Below are 17,026 nucleotides of genomic sequence, written 5' to 3'. Positions count from 1 at the left end.
AGCCGTCACGAAGACCGCCGCGGCTCAGGCCGCCGCCTCGCGGCTGGCGCGCTTGCGGTCGTGCTCGTTCAAGTGGCGCTTGCGCAGGCGGATGCTCTTGGGCGTGATCTCGACCAGCTCGTCGTCCTCGATGAACTCCACGCCGTACTCCAGCGTCAGCTCGATCGGCGGCGTGATCTTGATCGCGTCTTCCTTGCCCGAGACGCGGAAGTTGGTGAGCTGCTTGGTGCGCGTGGCGTTGACCACCAGATCGTTGTCGCGGCTGTGCACGCCCACGATCATGCCCTCGTACACCGGGTCGCCCGCGCGCACGAACATGCGGCCGCGGTCGTCCAGCTTGCCCAGGGCGTAGGTGAAGATCTCGCCCGCGTCCATGCTGATCAGCACGCCGTTCTTGCGCCCTTCGATCTCGCCCTTGTAGGATTCGTAGCCGTCGAACAGGTTGCTGATCAGGCCCGTGCCGCGCGTCAGGTTCAGAAACTCGTTGCCAAAGCCGATCAGCCCGCGCGCCGGAATGCGGTATTCCAGCCGCACGCGCCCGCGGCCATCGGGCTCCATGTTGACCAGCTCGCCCTTGCGCTCGCCCAGCGCCTGCATCACGCCGCCCTGGTGACCCTCTTCGATGTCGGCGGTGACCAGCTCGATCGGCTCGCACTTCTGGCCGTCGATGTCCTTGAACACCACGCGCGGTTTGCTGACGGCCAGCTCGTAGCCTTCGCGGCGCATCTCCTCCAGCAGGATGGTCAGGTGCAATTCGCCCCGGCCCGAGACCTCGAACACGCCGTCCTCGTCGGTTTCCTTCACGCGCAGCGCCACGTTGGAGCGCAGCTCGCGCTGCAGCCGGTCCCAGATCTGGCGGCTGGTGACGAACTTGCCTTCGCGCCCGGCCAGCGGGCTGGTGTTGACGCAGAAATTCATCGTCAGCGTCGGCTCGTCGATTTGCAGCATCGGCAGCGGCTGGGGGTTGGCCGGGTCGGTCAGCGTCTCGCCAATGCCGACGTTCTCGATGCCGTTGACCAGCACGATGTCGCCGGGGCCGGCCTGCGTGACCTTGACGCGGTTCAGGCCCTCGAAGGTCAGCACTTCGTTGACGCGCGCCTTGTAGCTGGCACCGTCAGGCCCGGCCATCACCAGGACCTCTTGCCCGGGCTTGATCGTGCCGGCGTTGATGCGGCCCACGCCGATGCGCCCGACGAAGGTGGAAAAATCCAGCGCCGAAACCTGCAATTGCAGCGGGCCGTCGGGGTCACCCTCGTGCGGCGGCACGTGCTTCAGGACGGTGTCGAACAGCGCCGACATGTCGGGGCCCCACTGCTCGCCCGGCTCGCCCTCGGTCATCGAGCTCCAGCCGTTGATGCCCGAGGCATACACCACCGGAAAATCGAGCTGCTCGTCGGTCGCGCCGAGCTTGTCGAACAGATCGAACGCGGCGTTGATGACGTAGTCGGGCCGCGCACCGGGCTTGTCCACCTTGTTGACCACCACGATGGGTTTCAGGCCCAGGGCCAGCGCCTTCTTGGTGACGAAGCGCGTCTGCGGCATGGGGCCTTCCTGCGCGTCGATCAGCAGCAGCACGCCGTCGACCATCGACAGCGCGCGCTCCACCTCGCCGCCGAAGTCCGCGTGGCCGGGCGTATCGACGATGTTGATGTGCGTGCCCTGCCAGGAGACGGCGCAGTTCTTGGCCAGGATGGTAATGCCGCGCTCGCGCTCGATGGCGTTGTTGTCCATCACCGTGTCCACGACCTTCTCGTGCGCGGCAAAGGTGCCGCTCTGGCGCAGCAGTTGGTCGACCATGGTGGTCTTGCCGTGGTCGACGTGGGCGATGATGGCGATGTTGCGAATGGCTCGGGTCATGGTGCGATGGCTTGGCTTTTCAATGAGGCTCGGCCGCGAGGGCCGGCGTTGCTTGCAGGATTTGCTGAATTTCAATCGGACTCAAAAGGCGCGTCGGGATCAGTTCGCCGGCCTTGACATGGGCCGTGCCCAGCAGGCTGCGCGGCGACTGGCCGTAGACGGCGACGTGCTCGGCATCGCCCCAGGGACCGCGCCGGCGCAGTCCGCTCAAAAAGCGGCCGGCCTCTTCACGGTCCAGGGTGATGGGCTCGTGGTCTTGCAGCAAGGCGTCGGGCGCCAGCAGGCAGGCCAGGCGCGCGCCTTCGTCCATGGCCTCCAGCCGCTCCAGCGTGATGCACTGGCTCTCGTCGAACCGACCGGTCGCCAGGCGACGCAGCGCGCTCAGGTGTGCGCCGCAGCCCAAGGCCTGGCCGATGTCCTCGCCCAGCGTGCGGATGTACGTGCCCTTGCTGCATGTAACTATGATATTGATAGCTGATGGCGCTTGATCGGCGGGCGTCAAGACCATGTTCAGCTTGTAGATCCTCACCTCGCGCGAGGCGCGCTCGACCTCGATGCCGGCGCGGGCGTAGTCGTACAGCGCGCGGCCGTCCTTCTTGAGCGCGCTGTGCATGGGCGGCACCTGGGTGATGGCGCCCAGAAATTGCTGGCGCACCCGCTCCAGGTCTTCGGCGCCCAGAGCGGGCACGGGGCGGCGCTCGACCACCTCGCCCTCGGCGTCGCCGGTGGTCGTGCGCACGCCCAGTTGCAGCGTGGCGGCGTAGGTCTTGTCGGCGTCCAAGTGCAGGCCGCTGAACTTGGTGGCCGCGCCAAAGCACAGCGGCAGAACGCCCGTGGCCAGCGGATCGAGCGTGCCGGTGTGACCGGCCTTTTCGGCGCGCAGCAGCCACTTGGCCTTCTGCAAGGCCTGGTTGCTGGACAGGCCCAGCGGCTTGTCGAGCAGCAACACCCCATGCACCGGACGCCGCTGCACCCGAAGGCGAGCGCCCCCACGCTCCCCCGCTGCGCGTGGTCCGCTGCCCCCCAAGGGGGCTTTCGCACCTTGGGACGGCCCAGCGGTACTCATGGCTTACTCGTCAGCGTCCTTTGAGCGCGAGGCCACGGCCTTGGCGATCAGCGCGTTCATGTCGGCGGCGCGCTCGGTGGTGCGGTCAAACACGAAGTGCAGCGTGGGCACGGTGTGGATGTGCAGGCGCTTGAACAGGCCGTTGCGCAGATGGCCGGCGGCGTGGTTGAGCGCTTCCTGCGTCTGCTGCACATCGCCGGTCAGCAGGCTGAAAAATACCTTGGCATGGGCGTAGTCGGGCGTGACCTCGACCGCGTTGATCGTGACCATGCCCACGCGCGGGTCCTTCAGCTCGCGCGCGATCAGCTCCGACAGATCGCGCTGGATCTGGTCGGCGACCTTGAAGCCGCGATTGGGGATGGTGCTGCGCTTGGGCATAAAAATTCAGGACGCAGAGGACGCAAAGGATTCGCGAAGGACGCAAAAAAATCCGAGAACCATTGTGAGTTTTCCTTTTTTGCGTCCTCTGCGTACTTTTTGCGTCCTCTGCGTCCGGCTGTTCGGCTGTTCGATTTACAGCGTCCGCGCGATTTCCTTGATCTCGAAGAACTCCAGCTGATCGCCTTCCTTGATGTCGTTGTAGTTCTTCAGCTTGATGCCACACTCGAAGCCTTCCTTGACCTCGCGCACGTCGTCCTTGACGCGCTTGAGCGACTCCAGCTCGCCGGTGTAGATGACCACGTTGTCGCGCAGCAGGCGGAAGTGCGCGTCGCGGCGCACCAGGCCGTGCGTGACCATGCAGCCGGCCACGGTGCCAATCTTGGAGGCCACGAACACGGTGCGGATCTCGGCCGTGCCGATGACCTCTTCCTTGTGCTCGGGCGCCAGCATGCCGGACATCGCCGCCTTCAGCTCGTCCACCGCGTCGTAGATGACGTTGTAGTAGCGGATCTCGACGTCGTTGCCTTCGGCCAGCTTGCGCGCACCGGCGTCGGCGCGCACGTTGAAGCCGATCACGATCGCCTTGGAGGCGATCGCCAGGTTGATGTCGCTCTCGCTGATGCCGCCCACGCCGGTGTAGACCATCTGCACCTTGACCTCGTCGGTGGACAGCTTGAGCAGCGTGGCCGCCAGCGCCTCCTGCGAGCCCTGCACGTCGGCCTTGATGATGATGGGCAGCTGCTTGACCTCGCCCGTGCCCATGTCGGAGAACACGTTCTCCAGCTTGGCGGCCTGTTGCTTGGCCAGCTTGGTGTTGCGGAACTTGCCGGCGCGGTAGGTGGCGATCTCGCGCGCGCGGCGCTCGTCGGTCAGCACCATGAAGTCGTCGCCGGCCTGCGGCACCTCAGCCAGGCCCTGGATCTCGACCGGAATCGAGGGGCCGGCCGACTTGGAGGGCTTGCCGTCTTCATCGAGCATGGCGCGCACGCGGCCGAAGGTCTGGCCGGCCAGCACCACGTCGCCCACGTTCAGGGTGCCGGACTGCACCAGCACGGTGGCCACCGGGCCGCGGCCCTTGTCCAGGCTGGCTTCGATCACCAGACCCTTGGCGGCAGCGTCGATCGGCGCCTTGAGCTCCAGCACCTCGGCCTGCAGCAGCACCTGCTCGAGCAACTCGTCGATGCCCTGCCCGGTCTTGCTGGACACCGAGATGAAGGGCGAGTCGCCGCCAAACTCCTCGGGCACGACCTCCTCGGCCACCAGTTCGGCCTTGACGCGCTCGGGGTTGGCCTCGGGCTTGTCGGACTTGGTGATGGCCACCACGATGGGCACGTGCGCCGCCTTGGCGTGCTTGATGGCCTCGCGCGTCTGCGGCATCACGCCGTCGTCGGCGGCCACCACCAGGATGACGATGTCAGTGGCCTGCGCGCCGCGGGCCCGCATGGCGGTGAAGGCCTCGTGGCCGGGGGTGTCCAGGAAGGACACCACGCCGCGCGGCGTCTGCACATGGTAGGCGCCAATGTGCTGGGTGATGCCGCCGGCCTCGCCCGCCGCCACCTTGGCGCGGCGGATGTAGTCCAAGAGCGACGTCTTGCCGTGGTCGACGTGGCCCATGACGGTGACCACCGGCGGGCGCGGCAGCGCCTCGGCGTCCTGCGCCTGCACTTCCTGGTCGGTGAAGGCCTCGGGGTCGTCCAGCGCCGCGACGATGGCGGTGTGGCCCATTTCCTCGACGACGATCATGGCCGTGTCCTGGTCCAGCGGCTGGTTGATGGTGACCATCTGGCCCATCTTCATCAGCACCTTGATGACCTCGGAGGCCTTGACGGCCATCTTGTGCGCCAGCTCGGCCACGGTGATGGTTTCGGGCACGTGCACTTCCAACACGCGCTGCTCCACGGGCGCTTCAACCGCCGCGTGTTCCTCGCGACCGCGCTCGCCGCGACGGCCGCGGGGCCCGCCACGCCAGTTGTTGCGGCCCACGCCGCCACTGCTGTCGCCGCGGGTGGGGATGCCTTTCTTCTTGGCCGGATCGCCCGCCCAGCTGGACGACAGCTTGGCCGACTTGACTTCCTTGTTGGCCGACGGCGCCGCCGTCTTGGCGGGCGTTGCCTGGCCGGGTTTGGCACCCGGCGTCTTGGCGGCGGCCGCCTTGGCTTCGTCGGGCTTCTTGGCCACCAGCACCTTGCGCGGCGCGTTCATCATCGCGCGGATGGCCTCGGCCTCGGCCAGGGCCTTGCGGCGCTTGGCCTCTTGCTCGCGTGCCAAGGCCGCCTCGTCTTCGGGGCTGGGCGCGGCGGGTGCGACGGTGGCCGCGGGCTCCGCCACGGGCTCGGGCTGCGCGGCGCTGACCGGCTCAGCAACCTGGGCCTCGGGTTGGCTGACGGCGGGCTCCGGCGCTGCCTGGGCCGCGGCGGCCTGTTCGGCAGCCTGGCGGGCCTGCTCGGCGGCCAGGCGCTCCTGCTCTTCGCGCAGGCGGCGTTTTTCGGCTTGCTCTTCGGCCTGGCGGCGCATCAGCTCGGCCTGGCGGCGGGCTTCTTCGTCGCGGCGCGCCTGCTCGGCCGCGTCGATGATGGGCGCGACCGGCGCCGCTGCAGGCGGCTCGGGTGCGGCAGCGGCCGGCTGCACTTCGTCCTCGCGCTTGACGAAGGTGCGCTTCTTGCGCACCTCGACCTGGATGGTGCGCGCCTTGCCCGAGGCGTCGGCCTGCTTGATCTCGCTGGTGGTCTTCTTGGTCAGCGTGATCTTCTTGCGCGCCGCGCCCGTGCCGTGGCTGGCCTCCAGAAAGGTCAGCAGGCGCTGCTTGTCGGTGTCGGTCAGCACATCGCTGGCCGCGGTCTTGCCCACGCCGGCAGCCTGCAACTGCTCCAGCAGGGCGTCAGCGGGGCGTTTGAGTTCGTTCGCGAATTCGGCAACAGTGGTGTTCGTCATAAAGGGTGCTCGTCTCCATGTCCTTACTCTTGGCCGGCGAACCAGTGCTCGCGTGCCTTCAGGATCAGGGCGCGGGCATCGTCCTCGGACTGCCCGGTGATGTCGGTGAGTTCGTCCACGGCCAGGTCGGCCAGGTCGTCGCGCGTGTGCACGCCGGCGCCGTCCAGCTTGGCGATCAGATCGGGCGACAGGCCCGGCAGGTCACGCAAATCCTGCGAGACGGATTCCATGCTTTCCTCGCGGGCGATGGCCTGCGTCAACAGGGCGTCCTTGGCGCGCGCGCGCAGCTCCTCGACGGTTTCCTCGTCGAAGCCTTCGATGTCCAGCATTTCCTGGATCGGCACGTAGGCGACTTCCTCGAGGTTGGTGAAACCCTCGGCAATCAGCATGTCGGCGATTTCCTCGTCGACGTCGAGTTTTTCCATGAACAGCTTGCGCAGCGAGCTGGTTTCATCGGCCTGCTTCTGTGCCGATTCGGCCGCGTCCATGATGTTGATCTTCCAGCCCGTCAGGTCGGACGCCAGGCGCACGTTCTGCCCGCCGCGGCCGATGGCGATGGCGAGGTTTTCCTCGTCCACCACCACGTCCATGGCGTGCTTTTCTTCATCGACCACGATGGACGACACGTTGGCCGGCGCCAGCGCGCCGATCACGAACTGCGCCGGGTCGTCCGACCACAGCACGATGTCCACGCGCTCGCCCGCCAGCTCGTTGGTGACGGCGTTCACGCGCGTGCCGCGCACGCCCACGCAGGTGCCGATCGGATCGACGCGCTTGTCGTGGCTCAGCACCGCGATCTTGGCGCGGCTGCCGGGGTCACGGGCACAGCTCTTGATCTCGAGCAGCCCCTGCTCGATCTCGGGCACCTCGTTGCGGAACAGCTCGATCATGAACGCGGGCGCCGAGCGCGACAGCAGGATCGGCGCGCCGCGCAGCGTCAGGTCCACCTCCATGATCATGGCGCGCACGCGGTCGCCGCTGCGCAGGTTTTCCTTGGGGATCATCTCGCTGCGGCGCAGGCGCCCTTCGACGCGGCCGCTCTCGACGATGATGTCGCCCTTGTCCATGCGCTTGACGGTGCCGGTGAAGATTTTTTCGCCCCGGCTCATGAAGTCGTTGAGCAGCATCTCGCGCTCGGCGTCGCGGATTTTCTGCAGGATGACCTGCTTGGCCGCCATGGCGCCGATGCGCCCGATGGGCACCGATTCGACCGGCTCCTCGATGTACTCGTCCACCTCGATATCGGGGATCTGCTCCTTGGCCTCGAACAGCAGGATTTCCTGGTCGGGCAGTTGCAGGCCGGCCTCGTCGGGCACCACGTGCCAGCGGCGGAAGGTCTCGTAGTCGCCCGACTCGCGATCGATCGCCACGCGCAGGTCCACTTCACCCTCGTAGAGCTTCTTGGCCGCTTGCGCCAGCGCCGCCTCGACCGCGCCGAACACGACGTCGCGCTCGACGTTTTTCTCGCGCGAGATCGCCTCGACCAGCATCAACAGTTCGCGATTCATGATGTCACTCGTTCCAATGCTTTCAAATGGATAGCAGTCTGCGCTTATCCCTGCTTCGTTTCAATCAAATTCGACTTGGGCTTGCGGCCCTTGAAATCCACCACCGCCGCCAGCCGCGCCGACGCCAGCTCGTCCAGCGTGAAGTCCAGCGCCTGCTCGGGCGCAGCCTCGCGCTTCTTGCTCACGCGCTGGCCGGGCTTGACCGGCGGCTCGTCGCGCCAGACGATGCGCCAGCCTTCGCCGGCCCCATCCGCGCGGTGCAGCGTGCCGCGAAACTTCTTGCGATTGGCGGCCACCTGCCCGGCCGCGGCGGCGCCGATCGGCGCCTTCAGCACCAGGTCCACCACCGCACCCTCGAAGCGCTCGAAGTCCTGCGCGTGGCGCAGCGGCCGGTCGATGCCGGGCGAGGACACCTCCAGGCGCTGGTACTCCACGCCCTCGACCTCCAGCACGTACTGCAGCTGGCGCGTGACGCGCTCGCAGTCCTCCACCGTCACCCACCGCTCGGCCAGTTCGGGCTGCTCCGCCGTCCACGGCCAGTCGATCGTCACGCGCAGCAACCCCCCGGCCGAGCGTTCCAGCTCAACCAGCTCATATCCCAATGAGCGCACGGTGTCGTCGATCGTCTGTTGCAGTGCCACGGGTGTATCAAGGAGCCCGGCGCCCCTTCAAGTCTTCAAAAGGCGTTCAGGCATAAAAAATGGGCGGGTGCAAGGCCGCCCAAGTGGTCGTCAATCCGGTTCATTTTAGCACGATAGTGCCCGCGCGACAACGACCTGCAGGCATTGCACCGCCCCAGGCAGGCCCCTCAGGCCGCCGCAAGCAGCTTGCGCGTGTAGGGGTGCTGCGGCGCACCCAGAACCTGCGCGGCGGCTCCCGCCTCGACCACCCTGCCGTCCTTGAGCACCAGCACATCGTGCGCCATGGCGCGCACCACGGCCACGTCGTGCGTGATCAAAAGGTAGCTCAAGGCGCGCTGGCGTTGCAACTGCTGCAGCAGCCGCAAGACCTGCTTCTGGATCGTCACGTCCAGCGCGCTGGTGGGCTCATCCAGCACCAGCAGTTCGGGCCCCACGATGAGCGCGCGCGCCAGGGCGATGCGCTGGCGCTGGCCGCCGGAAAATTCGTGCGGGTAGCGCGCCAGCAGGCCGGGAAAGCGCGCTTCACCGAGGCCCACCTCATGCAGGGACCGGCGCACCTGCTCGGCGCGCTGGGCGGCGCCTAGGTGCGGTGCGTGCACGCGCAGGCCCTCGCCCACGATATCTTCAACGGTCAGGCGCGGCGACAGCGATGAAAACGGGTCCTGGAATACCACCTGCACCCGGCGGCGCAGCGGCTTGTCGGCGCCGGCGCGGTGCTGCCAACGCACGCCGGCCACCTGCACGTCGCCGCCGACCTGGCGGCGCGGCAGCAGGCCCAGCGCGGCCTGCGCCAGCGTGGACTTGCCTGAGCCCGACTCGCCGATCACGCCCAGCGTGCGGCCGGGGCCGATGGCGAAGTCGGCGCCTTGCAGGGCCACGAACTGCCCCTTGGCAAACCAGCCCCGCACGCCGGGCAAGGGCGTGGGATAGGACACCCGCAAGCCCCGGGCCGCCAGCACCGGGGCGGCGCCGCCAGCGTGCGGGCTCTCGTCCACATCGCGCTCGGGCTGGCTGGCCATGAGCTGGCGCGTGTATTCATGGCGCGGCGCGGCGAACACCGCGCCCGTGGCGCCCTGCTCCACCAGGCGACCGTGTTGCATCACGGCCACGCGGTCGGCAAAGCGGCGCACCAGTTGCAGATCGTGCGTGATCAGCAGCACGGCCATGCCGTTTTCGCGCTGAAGCTCGCGCAGCAAGTCCAGGATCTGGCCGCGCAGGCTGACGTCCAGTGCGGTGGTGGGCTCGTCGGCCAGCAGCAGCTTCGGCTTGCAGGCCAGCGCCATGGCAATCATGGCGCGCTGGCGCTGCCCGCCCGAGAGCTGGTGCGGGTACGCGCCGGCCCGCCGCGCGGGCTCGGGGATACCGGTCTTTGCTAACAAATCGATAGCTGCCTGCGCCGACTGGGCCGGCGTCAGGGCTCGTTTCAGCCTCAAAACCTCGACAATCTGCTCGCCCACGGTCATCAGCGGGTTCAGCGCCGTCATTGGCTCCTGAAAGATCATCGCGATCCGGTCGCCGCGCAGCGCGCGCAATTCGCGCTCGGGCAAGGCCAGCAGCTCGCGCGGCTGGCGGCCGTCGTCGAACACCGCGCGCCCGGTGATGCGCGCGCCATGCAGCAAGCGCAGCAGCGTCAGCGCGGTCACCGTCTTGCCCGATCCCGATTCGCCCACCAGGGCCAGCTTCTCGCCCGGCGCGATGGACAGGCCGACCCCGTCCACCACCGTCTTGGGGCCGAAGGCGACGTGCAGGTCCTGCACCTCGAGCAGGGGCGCGGTCATACCCAGTTTTCTATCAAAACAATAGCTGCTTGCGCGAAGCAGACAATCGCTGGAGTCGGATTTGCTTGTGAAATCATTGCTCGGCCCTGCGCGGATCGAGCGCGTCGCGCAGCGCGTCGCCCATGAAGGTGAGCAAGAGCAGCGTGAGCACCAGCACGCCGAAGGTGCTGATCGAGATCCACCACGCGTCGATGTTGTTCTTGCCCTGGCTGAGCAGCTCGCCCAGGCTGGGCGTGCCCGGCGGCACGCCCAGACCGAGGAAGTCCAGCGAGGTCAGCGCCAGGATCGCGCCGCTCATGCGAAACGGCAAAAAGGTGACCACCGGCACCATGCTGTTGGGCAGGATGTGGCGCCGGATGATCTGCATGTTGGGCACGCCCAGCGCGCGGGCACTCTTGACGTAGTCGAGCTGGCGGTTGCGCAAAAATTCGGCGCGCACGTAGTCGGACAGGCCCATCCAGCCGAACAGGCTCAGCAGCACCAGCAGCAAGGCCAGGCTGGGCGACAAGATGGCCGAGAAGATGATGAGCAGATACAGCTCGGGCATGGAGCCCCAGACCTCGATGAAGCGCTGAAAGGCCAGGTCGGTCTTGCCGCCGAAAAACCCCTGCACCGCGCCCGCTGCCACGCCCAGCAGCGTGCCCACCGCCGTCAGTGCCAGCCCGAACAGCACGCTGACGCGAAAGCCGTAGATGAGCTGCGCCAGCAAATCACGCCCGCGGTCGTCGGTGCCCAGCCAGTTGTCGCGGCTGGGCGCGCTGGGGTTGGGCGACTTGGCAAAGTAGTTGATGGTCCTGGCGCCGTAGGGGTTGGGCGGAAACACGGCCCAGTTGCCGGGCTTGGCGAACTGCGCGCGGATGAAGGGGTCGAGATAGTCGGTCTCGGTGTCGAAGTCGCCGCCGAACACCTTCTCGGGGTAGGTCTTGACGAGCGGAAAGTAGAACTGCCCGTCATAGCGCACCACCAGCGGCTTGTCGTTGGAAATCACCTCGGCCAGCAGGCTGAGCACGACCAGCGTGGCGAACAACACCAGACTCCACAGTCCCAGCCGGTTGCGCTTGAAGCGCAGCCAGGCGCGGCGCGCGGGCGACAGGCTGCGTGCGCCGGTGGCCGCGTCGCTCACAATGACGTCTCCAGCAGATTCTGAAAGGGATGGCGGCTCTTGAAGCGGTAAGCGCCAAAGTCGCGCGCATCGGTGGTCAGGATGCGGCCATGGCCCAGCTCTTCGGCCAGCAACACCAGCGAGGCATCCGCCAAATCCATCGGCAGGCTGGCGTAGCGCGCCATCAGTTGCACCATCCGCTCGGTCTGTGCCAAGGGCCAGGTCCACACGGCGATGGCGCCATCGGCCACCTCGCGCAGCAGCGCCTGCGCCGCATCGGTGCCGATCCAGCGCGTGAGCAGGTGCGTGGCCTCGGTCAGCACGGGCCAGGTGGTGACCCAGCCCTCGGTCTGGCTGTCCAGCGCGCCGACGGCGCGGCTGTGCCAGGCGTCGCTGCGGTCCACCAGCGCGTAGAAGAAGCCGGCGTCGGCAATGATCACGCGCCGCCGCCCTGGCGCTTGCCGGCACGGCTGCGGGGTGCGGGTTCATGCACCGCGTGTGGGGCATCGGCCCGGCTGCCGTGCTTGGCCGACCATCCATCGGCCAGCCGCGCCTTGTAGCTGCCGGCGATGTCGCCGCGGCCGCTGTCGCCCTGTCCGATGAAAGCCGACAAGTGCTTCAGGCCGGCGCGGCGCGCGCGCACCGCGTCGTAGTAGTGCTGCACGCTGGTGCGCAGCACGTCGCTGACGCCCATGCCGGTGGCCTGGGCCAGATAGGCGATCTGCGCCTCGGCATCGCCTTCAAAACGGGCATTCACGCGCATGGGCTCTCCTTGATTCATCGCTCGTCATCCATTGTATGACAAGTGAAACCAATCGTGGCTTGTCAATCGAACTTCACCCGCGGATCCACCCACACATAGCAGAGGTCGCTGACCAGCTTGGTCACCAGGCCGATCAGCGTGAACAAAAACAGCGTGCCCAGCACCACCGGGTAGTCGCGCCGGATCACGCTCTCGTAGCTGAGCAGGCCCAGCCCGTCGAGCGAGAACAGCGTCTCGATCAGCAGCGCGCCGGTGAAGAACGCCCCGATGAAGGCCGCCGGAAACCCCGTGACGATGGGAATCAGCGCATTGCGAAACACGTGCCGCCACAACACCTGCTGGTCGGTCAGGCCCTTGGCGCGCGCCGTCAGCACGTATTGCTTGCGGATTTCTTCCAGAAAGCTGTTCTTGGTCAGCATGGCGGTGACGGCAAAGCTGCCCATCACCATCGCCGTCACCGGCAGCGTGATGTGCCACAGATAGTCGGTGATGCGCGCCGGCCAGCTCAGCTCGTCCCAGTTGGCCGACGTCAGGCCGCGCAGCGGAAACCAGCCCAATTGCCCGCCAAAGATGACCAGCAGCGCCACGCCCAGCACGAAGCCCGGAATGGCGTAGCCCGCCAGCACCAGCAGCGTGGTCACCAGGTCGAACCGGCTGCCCGCGCGCACCGCCTTGGCCACGCCCAGCGGCACGCTGATGCCATAGCTGATGAAAAACGTCCACAGCCCCAGGCTGATCGACACCGGCATCTTCTCGCGAATCAGCTGCCACACGTCCTTGTTCTGGAAAAAGCTGCGCCCCAGGTCCAGGCGCGCGTAGTTTTTCACCATGATCCAGAAGCGCTCGGGCGCGGGCTTGTCAAAGCCGTACAGCTTCCTGATCTCGGCCAGGCGCTTCTCGTCCACCCCTTGCGCGCCGCGATAGCTCAGGCCCCCGCCTTCAGCCACCCCGCCGGCGCCCGCCTTGGCCTCGGCCAGGTACTGCTCCACCGGCCCGCCCGGCACGAACTGGATCACCACGAAGGTGAGCAGCAGCACGCCCAGCAGCGTGGGCAGCATGAGCAGGAGCCGCTTGAGAATGTAGGCCGACATGGTGCGCGATAGGATAGTGCAAGCGGCCCCCAGGCCCGCCCGCGAGAATCCTCATGAAGCTTCACATCCTTTCCGATCTGCACCTGAGCGTGCAGGGCATGGCGCAGCCGCAGACCGATGCCGACGTGGTGGTGCTGGCCGGTGACATCGCCCGGCCGGAGCGCGCCGCGCCTTGGGCATTGGATTTCGGCAAGCCGGTGCTCTATGTCATCGGCAACCACGAGTTCTACGGCTCCAGCCTGCCGGAGGTGAAGGCGGCGTTTCATCGCCTGTTCGACGGCACGCACGTGCATCTGCTGGACGACAGTGCGGTTGTGCTGAGCGGCGTGCGATTTCTGGGCAGCACGCTGTGGACCGACTTCAAGGCCAACGGTGCGGGCGACAAGATGGCCGAGGCCATGCACAAGTCGAGTGAGTTCATGTTCGACTTCAAGCGCGTGCGCACCGCCGCCGCGGCCGACGCCCCCTTGCTCACGCCCGAGGACACGACGCGCCTGTTTGCCGCCAGCACGCGCTGGCTGGACGCCGAGCTGGCCAAGCCCTTTGCCGGCCCCACGGTGGTCATCACCCACCACGCGCCCACGCTGCACAGCATTCACCCACGCTTTGCCGGCTCGCCCTTCAACGCCGCCTTCGTGTCGGATGCGGCCTGGCTGCTGCAGGGCGGGCGCGCGCAGCTTTGGATTCATGGCCACACGCACGACAGCTACGACTACCTCATCGACCGCACGCGCGTGCTGTGCAACCCGCGCGGCTACGTCAAGGATGGTCAGGTGGAGAACGCCCGGTTCAACCCGCAGTTGGTGGTGTCGGTGGACTGAAACATCAGCTTGACTCAGGGCTGACGCGACCACCAGGTGTCAATGGCCCAGGACTCGCCCTGAAAGTACGCCGGCACCACGGCCGGTTTGGCTAGCCGCCAGGCGTTGTAGGCCAGGCGATGCACCGGCGAATACCACTGTGGCAGCAGGTAGTGCTCGTGGCTGACCACGCGCTCCAGCGCGCGGCAGGCGGCCAGAAAGTCGGGCTTGGTCTGCGCGCCCACCATGTGGCTGATCAGGCTGTCCACGGCCGGGTTCTTCACGCCGGCCAGATTGCCCGAGTCTTCGGTGTCCGCGGCCTGGCTGCCGAACAGATCGGCGTATTCCTGCCCGGGGTTGGGCGTGCCGGGATAGGCGATGGAGGTGATGTCGAAGTCGAAGGTCTGCAAGCGCTGCTGGTAGAGCGCGAAATCGACCGCGCGGTAGCTGAGCTGAATGCCCAGCTTGTCCAGGTTGCGAATCCAGGGCGCCACAACGCGGGCGCCGGCCTCGTTGCTGTCCAGGTAGTGCAGCACCATGGCCTGGCCTTGGGCGTTCTTCAGCACGCCGCCCGCCACCTTCCAGCCTGCATCGGCCAGCAGCTTTTGCGCTTGGCGCAGGTTCTCCCGCAGGCCATTGGGACTCTGGTCGGTGCGCGGCGGTTCGAAGGCGGGGCCGAAGGCGGCGGCGGGAATGTCCTGGCGAAACGGCGCCATCAGCGCCTGCTGCGCCGCATCGGGCAGGCCGGTGGCCGCGCACTCGGTGTTGCCGAACAGCCCCTTCACGCGGCGGTAGGAGCCGTAAAACATCTGCCGGTCCATCCACTCGAAATCGATCGCCAGGCCCAGCGCCTGGCGCACGCGCACGTCCTGAAGGAAGGGGCGGCGGGTGTTGAGCACGTAGCTTTGAAAGCCCGTGGGCAGCTTGTGCGCAAACTCGCCCTTGACCAGCTCGCCGGTCTTGAACTTGGGGCCGTTCACGCGCCGCGCCCAGTCGCCGGCTGAATAAAACGCCATCAGGTCGAACTCGCCGGCCTTGAGCGCCTCCAGCCGCGCGGTGTTGTCGCGGTAGATCTTGACCTGCACGCGGTCGAAGTTGCCCGTGCCGCGCTTGACGTTGAGCTCGCGCGCCCAATAGTTGGCGTCGCGCACGTAGGTGATGTCCTTGCCGAAGTTGACCGGGCCGATGCGATAGGGCCCGCTGCCGATGGGCACGTCCATCACCACCTGGTCAAACGGCTTGCCCTTGCCCCACTGACGGCTGAACACCGGCAGGCCACCCACCGTGAGCGGCAGCTCGCGGTTGGGCTGCCGGAAGCGAAAGCGCACGGTGCGTTCATCCAGCACGTCCGCGCCGGCAACGTTGATCAACAGCGTCTTGTAGGCCGGCGAGACATAGGGGCCGACCAGCGTGTCGAAGCTGTGCTTCACGTCGGCGGCCAGCACCGGCGAGCCGTCATGAAAGCGCGCCGCGCGCCGCAGCCGGAAGGTGGCCGACAGCCGGTCGGGCGCCACCTGCACATCCTCGGCCAGCAGGCCGTAGGCGGCGCCCTCCTCGTCCAGCGAGCCAGTGAGCAGGGTGTCGAACATCAGCTGCGCCAGATAGGTGGGCGCGTTGCCCTTGATGGTGAAAGGGTTGTACTTGTCGAAGGTGGAGGCGCGCGAATTGCCCACGAGCCGGATCTCGCCGCCCTTGGGCGCCGCGGCGTTGACGTAGTCGAAATGGGCAAAGCCCGCCGGGTACTTCAGCTCGCCCCACAGCGCGTAGCCGTGCGCGGCCCATGCCGGAAGACTGCATGCCGCAAGCAGGGCCACCAGAACAAGTCGCATGCGACAATTCTGCCGCTATTTTTCGAGGAGCTAGCGCATGACCAACCCAAACGGTTTTCTGGCGGGCAAGAAACTGCTGATCACGGGCGTGTTGTCCAACCGATCCATCGCCTACGGCATTGCCAGGGCCTGCCGCGCGCAGGGCGCCGAGCTGGCCTTCAGCTACGTGGGCGAGCGCTTCAAGGGCCGCATCACCGAGTTTGCCGCCGAGTTCGACTCAACCCTGGTGTTTGACTGCGACGTGGGCAGCGACGAGCAGATCGAGCGCATGTTTGCCGACCTGGCCAAGACCTGGCCGCGGTTCGACGGCTTCGTGCACGCCATCGGCTTTGCCCCGCGCGAGGCGATTGCCGGCAACTTCTTCGACGGCCTGACGCGCGAGAACTATCGCATCGCGCACGACATCAGCGCCTACAGCTTTCCGGGCCTGGCCAAGGCGGCCCTGCCCTACCTGAGCGACAAGGCCGCCCTGCTCACGCTCAGCTACCTGGGCGCGCTGCGCAGCATCCCCAACTACAACACCATGGGCCTGGCCAAGGCCAGCCTGGAAGCCAGCGTGCGCTACATGGCCGAGGCGCTGGGCGGCCGTGGTATCCGCGTCAACGGCATCAGCGCCGGCCCCATCAAGACGCTGGCGGCCAGCGGCATCAAGGACTTCGGCAAGCTGCTGGGCACCGTGGCCAGTGCCTCGCCGCTGCGGCGCAACGTCACGATCGAGGACGTGGGCAACGTGGCCGCATTTCTGCTGAGCGATCTGGCCGCGGGCGTGACGGCCGAGATCACCTATGTGGACGGCGGCTTCAGCCAGACGGCGGGCCTGTCAGCAGACATGGTGGGTTGATCCGCGGGCGCCATGAGTCAAATCAACCTCTGGCGCCCGTCCATTCGGTGCAATCAGCTATAATTTATATAGTAAAACAACGCCGGTCCAAACACCAGGCCCACAAAAAAGCCCGCCAATCAGCGGGCTTTTTGGGTGCTGCCGCGGCATCAGCCAGCGGCGGCGGCTTCCTGGCGCAGCAGGGCGTACAACTCGTCCTTGACGCGCAGCTTTTCCTTCTTCAGCGATTCAATCTCGGCATGCGTGCTGCCGGCATCCTGTGCGCCCAGACCGGTGATCTGGTGGTCGAGCTCATTGTGTCGCTCGAACAGGTGCAGAAAGCGTTGATGCGTGCCCTCGGACTTCAGGCGGGTGATCAGGTCGCGGTACTCAGGAAACATCGGTTCTCCTTGGTTGGTTGACGATGACGATCATATGTTAGCGCTTTGTGTGGCCCTT

Annotated in this window: 15 protein-coding genes; 2 read left to right on the top strand and 13 right to left on the bottom strand. The window is 66.9% G+C overall.

The window, feature by feature from the left end; translation table 11 throughout:
• Nucleotides 1-24: 24 nt before the first annotated feature.
• The 11 genes from typA to U1F38_RS11285 all read right to left on the bottom strand — a co-directional run bounded on the left by typA (nucleotide 25) and on the right by U1F38_RS11285 (nucleotide 13,118).
• Nucleotides 25-1,857, bottom strand: a complete 1,833-nt coding sequence (typA, locus tag U1F38_RS11335; RefSeq protein ID WP_409987167.1) for a translational GTPase TypA — start codon at nucleotides 1,855-1,857, stop codon at nucleotides 25-27.
• A 19-nt stretch (nucleotides 1,858-1,876) separates the two neighbouring features.
• On the bottom strand, nucleotides 1,877-2,815 hold the full coding sequence (gene truB / locus U1F38_RS11330; RefSeq protein WP_409987246.1) for a tRNA pseudouridine(55) synthase TruB: 939 nt from the start codon (nucleotides 2,813-2,815) through the stop codon (nucleotides 1,877-1,879).
• Nucleotides 2,816-2,926: 111 nt separating this feature from the next.
• Entirely contained in the window at nucleotides 2,927-3,301 is a 375-nt protein-coding gene (gene rbfA, locus U1F38_RS11325) for a 30S ribosome-binding factor RbfA (RefSeq protein ID WP_409987166.1), read from the bottom strand.
• A 135-nt stretch (nucleotides 3,302-3,436) separates the two neighbouring features.
• Nucleotides 3,437-6,235, bottom strand: a complete 2,799-nt coding sequence (gene infB / locus U1F38_RS11320) for a translation initiation factor IF-2 (protein WP_409987165.1) — start codon at nucleotides 6,233-6,235, stop codon at nucleotides 3,437-3,439.
• Nucleotides 6,236-6,258: 23 nt separating this feature from the next.
• Nucleotides 6,259-7,743 carry a transcription termination factor NusA gene (gene nusA / locus U1F38_RS11315; protein ID WP_409987164.1) on the bottom strand — a complete coding sequence of 495 codons (1,485 nt, stop codon included), beginning with the start codon at nucleotides 7,741-7,743 and terminating at the stop codon, nucleotides 6,259-6,261.
• A gap of 44 nt (nucleotides 7,744-7,787) precedes the next feature.
• Nucleotides 7,788-8,384, bottom strand: a complete 597-nt coding sequence (rimP, locus tag U1F38_RS11310; protein ID WP_409987163.1) for a ribosome maturation factor RimP — start codon at nucleotides 8,382-8,384, stop codon at nucleotides 7,788-7,790.
• A gap of 167 nt (nucleotides 8,385-8,551) precedes the next feature.
• Nucleotides 8,552-10,162, bottom strand: coding sequence for an ABC transporter ATP-binding protein (locus U1F38_RS11305; RefSeq protein ID WP_409987162.1), 1,611 nt, complete (start codon nucleotides 10,160-10,162; stop codon nucleotides 8,552-8,554).
• Between the two features lie 73 nt (nucleotides 10,163-10,235).
• The gene (locus U1F38_RS11300) at nucleotides 10,236-11,285 is read right to left on the bottom strand and encodes an ABC transporter permease (protein WP_409987161.1); all 1,050 of its coding nucleotides are present in this window, start codon (nucleotides 11,283-11,285) and stop codon (nucleotides 10,236-10,238) included.
• The gene (locus U1F38_RS11295) at nucleotides 11,282-11,704 is read right to left on the bottom strand and encodes a type II toxin-antitoxin system VapC family toxin (RefSeq protein WP_409987160.1); all 423 of its coding nucleotides are present in this window, start codon (nucleotides 11,702-11,704) and stop codon (nucleotides 11,282-11,284) included. Before U1F38_RS11295 ends, U1F38_RS11300 begins: the two co-directional genes overlap by 4 nt.
• Nucleotides 11,701-12,027 (bottom strand): hypothetical protein, encoded by a 327-nt coding sequence (locus tag U1F38_RS11290; RefSeq protein WP_409987159.1) that lies wholly within the window; start codon nucleotides 12,025-12,027, stop codon nucleotides 11,701-11,703. Before U1F38_RS11290 ends, U1F38_RS11295 begins: the two co-directional genes overlap by 4 nt.
• A gap of 62 nt (nucleotides 12,028-12,089) precedes the next feature.
• Entirely contained in the window at nucleotides 12,090-13,118 is a 1,029-nt protein-coding gene (locus tag U1F38_RS11285) for an ABC transporter permease subunit (RefSeq protein ID WP_409987158.1), read from the bottom strand.
• Nucleotides 13,119-13,171: 53 nt separating this feature from the next.
• On the opposite strand from U1F38_RS11285, the gene U1F38_RS11280 reads away from it, so the two are divergent.
• The gene (locus tag U1F38_RS11280; RefSeq protein WP_409987157.1) at nucleotides 13,172-13,939 is read left to right on the top strand and encodes a metallophosphoesterase; all 768 of its coding nucleotides are present in this window, start codon (nucleotides 13,172-13,174) and stop codon (nucleotides 13,937-13,939) included.
• Nucleotides 13,940-13,953: 14 nt separating this feature from the next.
• On the opposite strand, the gene U1F38_RS11275 is transcribed toward U1F38_RS11280, so the two are convergent.
• Nucleotides 13,954-15,747 (bottom strand): extracellular solute-binding protein, encoded by a 1,794-nt coding sequence (locus U1F38_RS11275; protein WP_409987156.1) that lies wholly within the window; start codon nucleotides 15,745-15,747, stop codon nucleotides 13,954-13,956.
• Between the two features lie 37 nt (nucleotides 15,748-15,784).
• On the opposite strand from U1F38_RS11275, the gene fabI reads away from it, so the two are divergent.
• Complete coding sequence (gene fabI / locus U1F38_RS11270; RefSeq protein ID WP_409987155.1) at nucleotides 15,785-16,588, top strand: enoyl-ACP reductase FabI; 804 nt, start codon at nucleotides 15,785-15,787, stop codon at nucleotides 16,586-16,588.
• A 149-nt stretch (nucleotides 16,589-16,737) separates the two neighbouring features.
• On the opposite strand, the gene U1F38_RS11265 is transcribed toward fabI, so the two are convergent.
• Nucleotides 16,738-16,968: a YdcH family protein gene (locus tag U1F38_RS11265; protein WP_409987154.1), complete on the bottom strand. Its 231-nt coding sequence runs from the start codon at nucleotides 16,966-16,968 to the stop codon at nucleotides 16,738-16,740.
• Between the last annotated feature and the right edge of the window lie 58 nt (nucleotides 16,969-17,026).

It is taken from the genome of Ottowia sp., assembly GCF_046348305.1.
Lineage (GTDB): Bacteria > Pseudomonadota > Gammaproteobacteria > Burkholderiales > Burkholderiaceae_C > Ottowia.
This window is presented reverse-complemented; position numbering and strand designations above follow the sequence as displayed.